We start from the raw sequence: 13,355 nt of genomic DNA, 5'->3' as shown, positions 1-13,355 counted from the left end.
AAAACCTATTTTGTCAAATAGAGAAATCAATACATTTAAACTCAACTGTGAGGAACTTAATACCCCATAAAGTAACAACTTAAATACAATTTTGCCTTCAAGTTTCTTGACTTGTTTATCAACATTATGTTCAACAGATAAACGCTCAATTAGTGAATCAGGTAAATATCCAAGTAAAGTCTTAACGGGAATGTTAGTAGCCATAATTTTAATTTTTAGGCTACTAATTTAAACGATTTAAACGTTTCGGACAATAGTGAATTACTTCCCTTGGGTATGTATGTTTTCATAAAATGAGGATTACCGAAATTCAACAAATATGAACTCTGTAATATGTCGTAATTGGAGAGTCGTTAAAAGAGATATTATTTCATGAAGTCTTTTTGAAGACTTGACATATCCTTTTCAAAAGCGAAATAAACTAATGGCAAAGTTCAGTATAAAGCACTTATAATAACTAACTCAAATTCGGCAGTCTTTAACTCAAATTCAGCATAAACTAAAAAAAAGCTCCATTATCATAACATTCGGACTTTCTACGCATACTTTTCTTGATGTTAAAGGTCTTGTTGATGAGCTTAATAACGTTATCAGAAACATACTGACTTTCTTTATAGGAATGCTTGTCGAGACTTTTTTAAAATATCCCTCTCGTCATGCAACCTGGAAACATTTTTTCTGAGCTTCTCATTTTTAGCTATTGTTTGCAACAGATAGGTAAAGAAATTTGTGAAAGGCTATGAAGAAAAAAAGTTTGAAATGGTAGATTCTGCTTCACAACCAAAAGGGCTTATTTATAGGGTAAGTTTAGTCATGGAGAAGGGTAAAATAGTACGAATTTCGTTTAAAAGCCCTAAATAAATCTAAAATATTCAATGTATTTATATAAATTTACAGAAGCTAATCTATAAATTTATATAAAATGATAGAAAGAAAATTGCAATCGCATTTAGAAACACACTGGAATGATGGAAAAATTTTGATTGTCTTAGGTCCACGTCAAGTAGGAAAAACGACACTTTTGGAAAAACTATGTAGTCAAGAAGGGCAATACTTATTTTTGAATGGTGACGATATTGTAACACAACAAAGCCTCGAAAATATTGGAGAAGTACAGCTCAGACAAATCATTGGGAATTATACAACCGTTTTTATTGATGAAGCACAAAGGATTCATAATATTGGATTGACATTGAAAATTATTCACGACCGAATCAAAAATGTGAGGGTTGTGGTTAGTGGCTCGTCGGCATTAGAATTAAGCAGTAATATTAATGAGCCTCTGACGGGTCGCAAATGGGAATATAATTTGTACCCAATTAGTTGGAATGAATTAACCAATCATTTTGGCTATTTAGGTTCAAAACAACAATTTGAACTTCGTCTTATTTATGGAATGTACCCCGATGTAATTAATAATTTGGGGCAAGAAGAAGGGGTATTAAAACAGTTGGCAAGTAGTTATCTATACAAAGATTTGCTTAATTATGGAGGAATTCGAAAACCCGAAATCCTATCAAAGCTGCTGATTGCGTTAGCGTTGCAGGTAGGTTCTGAGGTTTCTTATAATGAATTGGCTCAACTCCTCAGAATCGACCGTGCAACGGTTGAGCAATATATTGGTTTATTAGAACAAGCCTACGTAATTTTTAGATTAAATCCATTTAGTAGAAATATTCGGAATGAAATCAGTTCGAGTCGTAAGATATATTTTTATGATAATGGCATCAGAAATGCCCTAATCGGTAATTTTAACCCAATAGCATTAAGAGGAGATATTGGAGCATTATGGGAAAATTTTTTGATTAGTGAGCGTATCAAATTAAATCAATACAATAATAGTAATGCCAAAGGGTATTTTTGGCGAACCCATGCCCAACAAGAAATTGATTATATAGAAGAACAAGGAGGACAAATGTATGCTTACGAATTCAAATGGAATCCGAAGGCAAAGGCTAAATTTCCGAGTTCATTTGTAGAAAATTATCAACCAATTGAAAAGAAAATTATCAGTACACAAAACTTTGAAGAATTTTTGACATGAAAAACTACATCATTATTACACTTGGCACGAGAGAAATTCAGCTACCTGTAAATAAGATAGAAGAAAAAAGTTTTGAAGTGATTGAAGAAAAATGAGAGAGATTTTCCAAGTTCTTTGTTCAACGTATCAATCATTCATCTATTAGGCTAAATCCTTGTAGGGTTCATTAAAAATGAGAAATACAAATACCTAAGGCGATGTTATTGGAGGAGACAGTACATTTAAACGGTCTTGTTTTTATCAATAAGTTGTATCATATTCTTGTTGAATAGTGCAAGTTCAATGTCCAAAGAAGCAAAAAAATCAATGTCGGCATTTTCTATTTCAATGATTGCTTTTTGCAAAACAGTTTCTCCGATAGTTGTTAGGCGAATGGTTTTTGCTCTTGTGTCTATTTCGTGTTCTTGTCGGGTTACAAATTTCTTTTCTTCTAATGTTCTTAAAACTTTTGACACCATCATTCTATCAAAATTTGTTTGATTGGCAATGTCAATTTGCGTAACATTATTGCTATTGTTTGAAAGCCAAGCTAATGCACATAACAGAGCAAATTGAGTTTGTGTCAAATCTAATGGGTCTAAAACCTTTTTTTGCTTTCTTTGCCACAATAAAGTAAGTTGTCCGAGTAAATATCCAGGACTTTCGTTTGGGCTTTTAAAATTAAATTCAATTTTTTTAGACATAATCTTTAAGAAATTTTTGAACTGATATTACTCATAAGTGGCTTGTAAAAACTCAGATAGCGAACTTGTTTTTTCCCCTAAAACTCTTTCTAAATCATTTGATTGTTGGTCAAATTCTCTGTTAGCGATAGCTAAATATTTCGATAATATGACTTGGTAAACCAAATTTAGTCATTTGTGCTTCAAATTCAGTTTTTGTAGGGGAAATAGACTGAATAGCCTCTTCTACAAAGGTTTTCAATTTTGGTTTTCTCTTTTAAGCGGTTAATAGCCTTACTTCCTAAACTTCCTTTGCACCTGTGATTAATATTTTATTACTCATATCCATTTTTATTTTGTGTTTAAAAAAGTAAGTTTATATCCATCAATATCTTTTACGTGGAATGCTCTACCAAAAGGAGTTTCTATAATTGCTCCAGTTGTAGTAACTCCATTTGTAATGAATTTTTCTTTCAATTCGTCCACATTTTCTTCCACAGCAAACCAAAGTGCAACCCCAATTCCTAATTCTTTTCCTTCAAGTGGTTCAAGTGGTGTACGAATTGCAAAGCTTGCTTGTCCTTGATTGTATTTGAAAACACAAGCTTGGGGGTTAGTGCTATCAATGTCAAATCCTAATTTGTTTGTGTAAAAGGATTTTGATGCTTCTAAATTTCTTACCTGAAGAGAGGCAAATGTTAATTGTATCATTTTATGTATCTTTAAATTGTTGTCGCAAATATAATATATGCGACAACAATAAGCAAGCCTTTTCATAATTCTTACTTGAAGTCGCTAAAATAAAGATGGGTTTTGTTAGTGGGGTGGTTTCGTTGTATTACTCAGACGCTAACAGTTTACATACTGGTAATGGTGGGGCATTTGAAAAACGTCAGCACTACATTTGCACAATCTTCTCCAAATTTTAAAAAGTAAATACAAGGTCTAATAGAACAAATTTTATGCGAATTGCCTATTAATTTAATTCGGTAATTGGCAAATAAATGCTATTCTTACTAAGAATTGATAATAAGTAGAGGGCATGATTTAGGCTTATCATAAGCCTAAATCATACTTAATAGTTTGAGGAGAATAAAATTTATCTTTCTTCAACAGTTATCCAATTTTGTTTAAAATCAAGCATATCTTGAGCCGTAAAACCATAGATTGTTTGCAATGATTTTGAAAGTTCTAATATTTTATCAACCTCTGCTTGATTACCTACTAATTTTGAAGGGTTTTCCATTTTTGCCAAAAGTTCATCTATCTGAGCATCGGTAATTTTCTTTTTTGCAATACCTTTAAATCCACCCAAAAAACCAATTGCTTCACCGAAAGAATGTAAGCCTCCCGAACGTAAAGCATCAGTAGTTGGTACGATACTTAATTTGGTATAAACATCATTAAAATAGTTAATTACAGTTGCGGCATTGGCTTTTTCCCAGTTCAATAAAATGGCTTCAATAGCTTCATCACGTTCTTTATTATAATTTGAACCCGCTTTGATGGCTGCTTGTGCCTTAATAAAATTGGCTTTTACCTCCAAATAAAGTCCCCCACTACCTTTGGTTCTACGTGCCGCATAATTGGCTAAATACACATCTGGACTGGTTGATTTTAGGGGATTGTTGGTATTAGGAAATAATGGATTTGCTCCAAAGTAATATATAGCTTTGTCCAAATTTGCCTGAGTTGGAGTTGATAGTAAAGTAACCCCTTGATTATAATGAAATGCACCAAACAATCCTTTTGAGATAACCTGTTCTAAATCAAGACCTTTCTCGTCGAATAAATATCCGCCCGCAATTCCTCCTACACCGTTTTCAGCAGGCGTTTTCCCTAATAAATAGTTGGCATTTGCTTTACTGGCTTTGGCTATTTTTTCATTAATTGTAGGAATTGTTGCTTTGTAATAAGCCGTTGAAAGTCCAGCAATTGACTTTGTGTATAAGCTATTTAAAATAGCCGCTTCTACAACCGTTCCTTTTACACGAGCTTTTTTTATTTCATTTTCTAACGTAACATAATCTGCTCTAAGTGCTACTTCAGGTGCTGTATTTGTAGCAAATGTTGTTGCATCATAATTAGTAGGAATAACTAAAGGGTCAATTTTAACTTCGTTTTTTGTACACGATAAGATAGAAAGTGATACAAGAGCAATAAGTAAAATTTGTTTTTTCATTTTAATTGAGTTTAAGTTTTAATATAATTGTAATTTATTGGGAACTTTCTTTTAACCATTTCCAACTGGCTAAATTGAGTAAAAGACTTAGAGCAAGCACAAATGACAATAAATTGATTTGTGAAAGGTCAAATTTTTCGCTCCGTAATTCTTGAAAAAGATGAGCAGCATTCGCTAAAGTGTAAAGAATTGAAACTGAGTAATTGAATACCCGAAGCCATGCTTTTTCAATGAACATCAAGAATGTTATGAACATCATTGGTAGTATTTCAAAAACGAATCTCACGATGGCGGCACTAATCGGAACAACACCATTAGCATTGGGTCTTTTGATGTCGATACCATAGAAAAGCTCGCCTACGTGATAATTGAAATGGAATATCATACATACCACAAATAGTAGCCAAAGAATGATGATTTTTTGAAGATTGTTCATGCGTTTGTCGGTTGACTAAATGATTGTTTTGTGCTATTGAAATACCCGATACGATGCCTTTAGCTTTAAAAGGCATATCCAACATTAAACATGAAGTTTCTTGGAGAACCTGGCCCAACCATGTTTGGATTGGCTTGTGAAACGATGTATAATTTATTTTCAATGTTATTCAAATTCAAAGAAAACTTCATTTGCTTTACTTGGTAATACAAAGCGGCGTCAATTACAGAATAACCGGGCAAAGTAAAATAGGTTAGTCTGGTGTTTTGTTCAGTTGCAAAATTTGCCCCAACTCCAATACCGAAGCCCTTGATTTTGCCACCCAAAATGGTATATTTAGCCCAAAAACCTCCTTGATTTTGTGGTGCAGCCTCTTTTAATTGACCAATCTGAGATTCTATTTTACTCTTCGTAATTCGTGCATCATTATAGGCATAATTAGCATTGATTGATAAATTTGGTAAGATATTTCCCGTAATTTCAAACTCAATTCCTTTTGAAGTTTCTTGCCCTCTTTGTTCTAATAATTGTGTATTTGTAGTGCTTTGAGCATTTACTAAAATATTATTTTGCTCAATTTGATATGCAGCAACACTAATAGCTAATTTTTTATCAAACCATTCTGTCTTTGCTCCAAATTCAATCATTTTGCTCGTAAGTGGGTCAAATGGACCTCCAAAAACTTCTGGCGAACCAATGGTACTTGCTGTTTGAGGTTGAAAGCCTTCTACATACGTTCCATATAAATTAATATGAGAATTAAGACTATATACCAAACCGACTCTTGGAATCAACGCACTTTGTTCTACTTTTTTCTCTGTGCTTGCCTTGTAATTTAGAAAATCAGTATAAAATTCCTGACGAAGCCCCAACATCAATTGTAGTTTATTCCACTTGATATGGTCTTGAATATAAACACTTTGCGAGTAATAAAGCGTTGTCGGATTTACGGTGCGTGTCGTAAAATAATTATCCGTATTAGCAACACTATAATCTGGATTTGCTAAATTATAAAACGGTACATTCGGGACTGGATTTCCCTTTGCATCAAGGAGATACAAACTCTTTTTAGTGCGGTCATAAGTAGCAATAGAACCTGTGTTAGCTTTGTTTCTGTATCCAGTTGCCGTTCCGTTTACGGTGCCAACGGGTACTTCACTTTGAATATAATCTGAGCCAATCAGTAATTTATGTTCTAATGAACCCGTATTTACGTTGAAATTAAAATAGGCTGTCAAATTATCATCATAGCGTGTACGTTTGCGTTCAATGGTACTTTGAAGTAATAATGAGGTAATTTCCTTTCCTGCACTATCCAATGCGTAAGCATTTCCCCCACGATGTTCAACCATATCTTCAAAGAATTTATACTTTAAATAGGATACATTCATCGAAATTTTATCATTGAATTTATGATTAAAAGCTGCCGATAAATAAAAGGTATTTTCCTTTAAATAATCACTTGCTCTGGACATGCTTTGTGAAATAGGAGTTGTAAATAAGCGAGAAGCCCCCTGTGTTGAAAGCCCATAAAGTGGTTGTCCTCTTTCAGTTCTTCCGCCCACGATGCTATACACGAAATCGACATCAATTCTTGATTTTTCATTTGGTACAAAAGATAAAGTTGGAGCAATAGAAACATCTTCTCGCTCCTGTAAATCTCTGAAAGTGGCACTATTTTGATAGGCTACATTCATACGATAAAGAATTGTTTTATCTTTATTTAAAGGCCCCGTTAAATCTGTATAAGCTCTCAAAGTTTGAAAACTACCAATTGAAACATTCACTGATTTTCTATCAACAGATAATGCTTTCTTTGTCACATTATTGATTGAACCGCCTGGTTCTGTATTGCCGTAAAGAGCAGATGCAGGTCCTTTCATTACTTCGATTCTTTCCAAATTGTTGACTACCAGCGAGTTGAAAGAACGACCGCTCACTCTTAAACCATTAATAAATTGGTAGCTGTTCCCCGCAATTCCTCTCATTGTAAATCTATTTTCAAAATTATTAAGACTTACTCCACTGATATTTTTTAAAATATCATTCACTCTGAAAGCCTGACGGTCAATGATTAATTCTTTGGTAACATAACTAACTGATTGTGGTAAATCTTTGAGAGGAATAGATGATTTTGCAGCCGCAATTGACATTTCATTTCGGTAAGTACGTTCTCTAAAACCTGAAACAACTATTTCATCTAACTCTCCAATACTTTCTTCAACTTTGAAGTTCGTTATAATTATATTTTGTCCGATAGGAATTGTTATTGTTTCGCTTTTCTTTTTAATTCCAATACCAGAAACCACCACTTCATAAGTCCCTGCTTTGACGTTTTCTATTTTGTACTCCCCCGTTTCATCACTGATTGCTCCTTTATTTTTGCCTTTCAATTCAATGTTAACGAATTCGGCAGATTTGCCCATTTCGTTAATGATTTTTCCTTTTATGGTGGAACTCTGAGCGAAGGTACAGAGGCTAAAAAAAACTAAAATTGTTGTATATAAATGCTTCATGTTGCTTGATTTTATGGATTTAACGATGCAAAGTTTGACTCTATTTAGAATAATTCCAAATAAAAGTTGAATTATTTGGAATTATTCTAAATAAAAAGCATTTGTTTTACCTAATGCAATAATTGTGAGTTTTAGAATGGATAAGAAGATTATTTGATGAGAAAGAATATTGGAGGATTAATCATTTTCTAATTCTTTAAGAGACAGATAAGTATAACCGAGGCGACATAGGTGAAGTACAGCAGGTATCTTTACACGGGAGTTTTCGTTGCAAGCCGTTAAATGTCTGTGGTTGTAAGGTTTAGATGAAGTATTGATTTGATAGTATCAAAATTTGCAAAAAGCAATAATATATTGCTTCTGTTTCGACAGGATAGTTATTGCTATATCAAACTCATCGACCTAATGCTGCAATTCCTCTTCGCTGTATAATGATGTACCTTAAATTTTAGATAAAAAGAATTGAGATGTGCAAGTACAATATTTGCACACCTCTTTTATAATAACTCATTTTCTGAAATCCCTAACTTATCTGCTAAAGGCAAAAACTCCACTTTAATCTTGTTAAAATCTTCTGGAAATGCTTTGCTAATATAATCTAATGCGTAAGATTGAAATGTTGCTCCATTTGAAAAATTTTGTAAAAAATCCTCTTTTGAATCTTTCTTTCCTTTATAATTTTCAAGGGCTAATTCTGCTAAAAAATTACTTTTTTCGGATGATGTATCCGTTTGTAATTGCTTTAACACTATTTTGAAAAACTTACTATTATTTTGAATAATTTGATGAGCCAAGTCTAATTTCTTTTGAAAATAGGTCTGTTTTAAATCATTTTTGAGTTTTTCAATTGCTAAAACTTGCTTTTCAACTTCTTGTAAATTTGCTTGCTGTTTATTCTTTTTGATTTTGTTTTGATTCTTTATTTCATCGTTATCTACTAAGTTGGCAGTTGCCACAATTTTTTGCAAATATTTATCCATTTCCTTAACCACTCCCTTTTTATTTTCTTTTATGGCATATAAAACGCCTTCTTTTATTTGTTCGTAAGGATATTTTTTAAACCAAGAAGACACAACCTTATCATTTACAAAATCGTTCACTAAAAAATTGATTTCATTGATTTGGTCGTTTTTAATGGTATCATCGCCAATAAGAGTACTTGGCTTGTTTTTGTAAATAAAGAATTTTAACCGAACCACCTTCTTCCCTATTTTGATTTCTTCAAAATCAAAATATAGCTCAGAATTCTTTATCAATTCTGCTCTTGCTTGACTTATTACTTTTAATTTAAAGTCAAAATAATTTTTATATCTATCTGTAAGCCCAAATTTTTCTTTCAGTTCATCTACCTCAAATTCAAATGTTCTAAAACGTTCAAATTCTTTACAAAATTCATAAAAACGGATAGCGTATATACTATCCAAATACATAATATTGCGAATATCTAAAACGGTAAAATTATCTTTGATTTGAAGTAGAAACGGTTTTATATTTTTTGAAAATTCAAACGTAAAATAGCCTTCTTTTTTATGATAAATGATTGAGCTGAAAAAGCTTGCTTCTAATCGGATTCTATCGTCTTCATAATATAAATCTTTTTTACGGAGTTTGGTCAATTCATCTTGTAAGTAACTATGAATATTTTTGGCTTTACCTCCCACAAATTCTTGAAACTCTTTGATGGAAATACTAATTTCTGGCATTTCATCACCACTTTGGTCAATAGACGCTACAACCTTTAAAAATACTTTCATTTGAACTGCTGTAATATCAAACTTCGCATTAATAATTGGATTGGTTTTTATTAACCTATATGGGTCTTTAGAAATGGCTTGTAGAGCCATTTCTCTTTTTTCGGGTAATTGTTGTATGCTTTCCATAGTAGAAAAACGACTTTGAATATTTGTTGTCGTAATTCAAAGATACTGCTTATCTAAATTAAATATTTATCATCACGACTTATTTTTTTGTTAGTCGTTTTTAAGACCCTATAAAAGTCGTTTTAAACCCTATAAAAGTCGTTTTTAAACCCTATAAAAGTCGTTTTAAGACCCTATAAAAGTCGTTTTAAACCCTATAAAAGTCGTTTTAAACCCTATAAAAGTCGTTTTAAACCCTATAACATTTTGATTATCAATGGCTTACAATGGCTGAAAGAATGAAAAGAATAAGAAATTAAATAAAAGAAAAACAAACAGTAAAATAAATTACTAAAAATAATAGGTTTAAGCTATTTGTGAGAAATCCATCTTTTAATGGTTTGTTACTGGACAAATAGCCACTTTTATTTTAACTGATATACATTTAAAAAGTTTGTATTGTTATTAGTGAGCTTTGTTACCCTATAAAAGTCGTTTTTACAATTTCACATATCAATAATTTAATATACAATGTTCTGACTATCAAGTATTTACATCATCTGAAAGAAACACAACACACAAACCCTATAAAAGTCGTTTTTACAATTTTAGTTTTAGTGTATATAATTATTAGGATATAAATAGTTCTTTTGTAGTGTAAAATGATAAATAATTATCTATATTTGGGTAAAATATTCTATTATCATGCTAACTCAAGATATTGTTCTTCGTTTTTTACAAATGAAGCCAGCTTTAAATCACTCACAGATTGAGAAAGAAGCTGGATTGCCTTCAAAAACACTTTATAAAGCACAAGGTGGACTCATAAACCTTAATGAAAATCATTTATCTAAATTATTACCTGTATTGCGGGGATATGGATATTCTGATGAGCTTTTTAGTAAAGCAAAGATTATTTCGGTTGTAAACCATAAAGGAGGGGTCGGTAAGACAACTTCTACAATTAACATTGGGAAAGCTTTATCATTGATGGGAAATAGAATTTTAATGATTGATATTGACTCACAGGGGAATTTATCTCAATGTTTTGGCGTACACCGTCCTGACAGTCAACTAATAGAGACATTGTTGGATAAAGCACCTTTGCCAATTATTGAAATTGAGCCAAAATTACACATTGTGCCTTCGGATATTAAAATGGCATATCGTGAATCTGAATTAGTAAATTCAATCGGAAGTGAAAAACGATTATACAATAATTTGGTACCGTATTTAGATAAATATGATTATATCCTGATTGATTGCCCGCCATCTTTAAATATCTTAACCACCTGTGCATTAGTGGCTTCACATGAATGTTTGATTCCTATTCAGCCAGAAGCTTCTGCTTATCATGGAGTCGAAAATCTTTTCAATAGAATATTCGAAATAAGAGAGCATCTAAATTATTCTTTAAAGGTGAAAGGTATTTTTTTCACGATGGTTCACAAAAACCAAAGTGTACATCGTGGAATGATAGACCATATCAAAGAAGTATATTCTCATTTTACCATTTTTGATACTGTAATTGATGTTTCTACGACGATTAAGCAATCTCAAGTAGCCAAGAAAGATATTTTTACCTATTCGGGTAAATCTGGCTCAGCAAATCAATATATGGAATTAACAAAAGAAGTAATAAAAATTTAAGATTTTTTATCATGGCAAAAGATTTTATGACAGGACTAAAATCAGTTACTGCTCAACTTCCTAATTCTACGTTCTCAGAATTAGAAAAAATAAAAAAAGAAATAGTTGTTGTTGAAGAACTTAGACAGTTTATTACGCCTTTATCTTCAGATGAATTATCGAATTTAGAATCTAATATTTTAAAACAAGGTTGTAAAGACCCTTTAGCTATTTGGGAAACAACTCAGAAGGTTTTAGATGCTAATTCTGATAATCCAGAGAAAGTGGTTTACGTGTTAATTGATGGACATAATAGATATTCAATTTGTCAAAAATATGCCATTGATTTTAAAATTGTTCTCTTACAATTTGAGAGTATTGAGCAGGTAAAAGATTATATGATTGACTACCAATTAGGTCGTCGTAATCTCACACCTGAGCAAATGTCATACTTTAGAGGTTTGAGATATAATCGAGAAAAAGGAATTCAAGGGAAATATGATAGAACAGAAAAAGAGGGTGATTTTTCAGAAATTTTAGCTACTGAATTTAAAGTTAGTCCAAGAACAATCAAAAACGATGGAAATTTTGCGGCAGGAATCGCCAAGTTAGCTCCAGAACTTCAACAACAAGTTTTAGCAGGTAATATCAATACGAGTCGTTCGCATATTCAAAATTTGGGTAGAGATGAAACAATTGAATCTGGAACATTAACTTCGCTGAATCCATTTAAGGAAAATGAAACTGATTTAGTAAAAGTAAGCGATGAGAGCATAAATCGGAAAAAAGAAATAGCCAAATTAGTTATCAGTATAAGTACAAAATCGGATTATTTAGCATTAGTGCAAAAAGTAAAAGAATTGAAAAAATTTATATAACTTATTGATTTTCTGCATTTTAATCATAAGTGCAAAATTTGCACTTATGATTAGGCTAACTTGGTTTCTGTATAGCAAGTTAGCCTATCCTTTCAAAAACCTCAAAATCTCCTATTTTTTGTTTTGGACTCCAAAATCTTAAATCTTGTCTATATTGACCAAAATCAATATTTTGGTGATGTTGTAATATTGGGCGAAATCACCATTTGGATTAAATCTAAAATGAGTCTTATAATTGGTTGATTATCAGAAATTTGCGATATTTTTATTTCTAAGGGTTTTTAAAAAACTTAAGAGTTTGTCGCAAAATTCAAATAGAGCCTAATACTATTTAACAAAATGGGCAAGCTAATTTTAAGTGATTGAGCAAAAGTTATCGTGTTTATCAAATATCGCTTATTGGGGCATTGATTGCACTAATTACCATTGAAACACTCGAAAATTTTTGCTCGACTACTTAATGGTACGAAGTTAAAAGATGCCCCCTTTTTCCGAACAAAAAGCCATTGTAAAGAAAGTAGAAGGTTTATTGTCAAAGGTTAAAAAATAACAGCAGACATGGCTATAACAGCACATTTAAAGAATAGACTTCCTGCGAAAGTGTTTTAAGTCGTAAAACACTTTCGCAGGAAGTCTAATATATTGAATAACCTATAAGTGGGAGTTTGAAATTGCACAAAAACCAGAATCAACGAAAGGGTTTATTCCACAAAAAAACGTTGGCAGGTCGAAAGAAGCTTTGGTTAGCTAAATTGGCTGAGTCTATGTTACAAATCGCTTTTATCTCATTTATTATCAATAAGTTGTAATTCCAGAACATACGCTTAAAAATAACTCGAAACGCCTAACTGAAATGCTCCTGTACGGGCTGGGGGATTACCCAAAATATCCCACTGTTTTTGATAACGATAGCTAAAACGAATGACAGTTGATGGAATGGGTCGCCAACTGAGGGCTGGCATAATAGAAAATACTTCATCGTAAATATTATCGCCTGTTTCTTTAAATATCCCTACATTCCAATCTACTTGTTCAAAACGACAGGCAAAACTCAAAACTGAATTTGGAAAGCCCACTAATGGCTTTTTGTAAATGGGTTGAACAATATCAATGAAACCCCCACTTTGTTTTCTACCAAATTGTACCGTA

The 13,355-nt window shown here is 32.1% G+C and carries 10 protein-coding genes and 1 pseudogene; 3 read left to right on the top strand and 8 right to left on the bottom strand.

From position 1 onward, the window contains the following. A pseudogene (locus LV89_RS22580) lies at positions 1–204 on the bottom strand (DUF4372 domain-containing protein); the annotation flags it as partial. A 718-nt stretch (positions 205–922) separates the two neighbouring features. On the opposite strand from LV89_RS22580, the gene LV89_RS22575 reads away from it, so the two are divergent. After that, on the top strand, positions 923–2,044 hold the full coding sequence (locus LV89_RS22575; RefSeq protein WP_109745198.1) for an ATP-binding protein: 1,122 nt from the start codon (positions 923–925) through the stop codon (positions 2,042–2,044). A gap of 221 nt (positions 2,045–2,265) precedes the next feature. On the opposite strand, the gene LV89_RS22570 is transcribed toward LV89_RS22575, so the two are convergent. The 6 genes from LV89_RS22570 to LV89_RS22545 all read right to left on the bottom strand — a co-directional run bounded on the left by LV89_RS22570 (position 2,266) and on the right by LV89_RS22545 (position 9,720). Next, on the bottom strand, positions 2,266–2,727 hold the full coding sequence (locus LV89_RS22570) for a MarR family winged helix-turn-helix transcriptional regulator (protein WP_109745197.1): 462 nt from the start codon (positions 2,725–2,727) through the stop codon (positions 2,266–2,268). A 330-nt stretch (positions 2,728–3,057) separates the two neighbouring features. After that, positions 3,058–3,417, bottom strand: coding sequence for a VOC family protein (locus tag LV89_RS22565; RefSeq protein WP_109745196.1), 360 nt, complete (start codon positions 3,415–3,417; stop codon positions 3,058–3,060). A 388-nt stretch (positions 3,418–3,805) separates the two neighbouring features. After that, a complete protein-coding gene (locus LV89_RS22560; RefSeq protein WP_109745195.1) occupies positions 3,806–4,888 on the bottom strand; it encodes a hypothetical protein in 1,083 nt (360 codons plus the stop codon). Positions 4,889–4,922: 34 nt separating this feature from the next. Beyond that, entirely contained in the window at positions 4,923–5,324 is a 402-nt protein-coding gene (locus LV89_RS22555; RefSeq protein ID WP_146199242.1) for a hypothetical protein, read from the bottom strand. 65 nt (positions 5,325–5,389) lie between these two features. Then, a complete protein-coding gene (locus tag LV89_RS22550; protein ID WP_109745193.1) occupies positions 5,390–7,840 on the bottom strand; it encodes a TonB-dependent receptor in 2,451 nt (816 codons plus the stop codon). A 497-nt stretch (positions 7,841–8,337) separates the two neighbouring features. Next, on the bottom strand, positions 8,338–9,720 hold the full coding sequence (locus tag LV89_RS22545; protein WP_109745192.1) for a replication initiation protein: 1,383 nt from the start codon (positions 9,718–9,720) through the stop codon (positions 8,338–8,340). Positions 9,721–10,404: 684 nt separating this feature from the next. Here LV89_RS22545 and LV89_RS22540 point away from each other — a divergent pair. After that, positions 10,405–11,349, top strand: coding sequence for a ParA family protein (locus tag LV89_RS22540; RefSeq protein WP_109745191.1), 945 nt, complete (start codon positions 10,405–10,407; stop codon positions 11,347–11,349). 11 nt (positions 11,350–11,360) lie between these two features. After that, a complete protein-coding gene (locus LV89_RS22535) occupies positions 11,361–12,206 on the top strand; it encodes a ParB N-terminal domain-containing protein (RefSeq protein WP_109745190.1) in 846 nt (281 codons plus the stop codon). An 824-nt stretch (positions 12,207–13,030) separates the two neighbouring features. On the opposite strand, the gene LV89_RS25750 is transcribed toward LV89_RS22535, so the two are convergent. Beyond that, positions 13,031–13,282 (bottom strand): hypothetical protein, encoded by a 252-nt coding sequence (locus LV89_RS25750; RefSeq protein ID WP_229201582.1) that lies wholly within the window; start codon positions 13,280–13,282, stop codon positions 13,031–13,033. Positions 13,283–13,355: the final 73 nt, after the last annotated feature.

This window comes from Arcicella aurantiaca, from assembly GCF_003148625.1.
Classification (GTDB): Bacteria; Bacteroidota; Bacteroidia; order Cytophagales; family Spirosomataceae; genus Arcicella; species Arcicella aurantiaca.
Note: the sequence above shows the minus strand (reverse complement) of the source record. Positions and strands in the feature narration are given on the sequence as shown.

Coding starts and splice junctions, on each gene's coding strand:
- LV89_RS22575 (WP_109745198.1), top strand. CDS start 923: ATGATAGAAAGAAAATTGCAATCGCATTTAGAAACACACTGGAATGAT.
- LV89_RS22570 (WP_109745197.1), bottom strand. CDS start 2,727: ATGTCTAAAAAAATTGAATTTAATTTTAAAAGCCCAAACGAAAGTCCT.
- LV89_RS22565 (WP_109745196.1), bottom strand. CDS start 3,417: ATGATACAATTAACATTTGCCTCTCTTCAGGTAAGAAATTTAGAAGCA.
- LV89_RS22560 (WP_109745195.1), bottom strand. CDS start 4,888: ATGAAAAAACAAATTTTACTTATTGCTCTTGTATCACTTTCTATCTTA.
- LV89_RS22555 (WP_146199242.1), bottom strand. CDS start 5,324: ATGAACAATCTTCAAAAAATCATCATTCTTTGGCTACTATTTGTGGTA.
- LV89_RS22550 (WP_109745193.1), bottom strand. CDS start 7,840: ATGAAGCATTTATATACAACAATTTTAGTTTTTTTTAGCCTCTGTACC.
- LV89_RS22545 (WP_109745192.1), bottom strand. CDS start 9,720: ATGGAAAGCATACAACAATTACCCGAAAAAAGAGAAATGGCTCTACAA.
- LV89_RS22540 (WP_109745191.1), top strand. CDS start 10,405: ATGCTAACTCAAGATATTGTTCTTCGTTTTTTACAAATGAAGCCAGCT.
- LV89_RS22535 (WP_109745190.1), top strand. CDS start 11,361: ATGGCAAAAGATTTTATGACAGGACTAAAATCAGTTACTGCTCAACTT.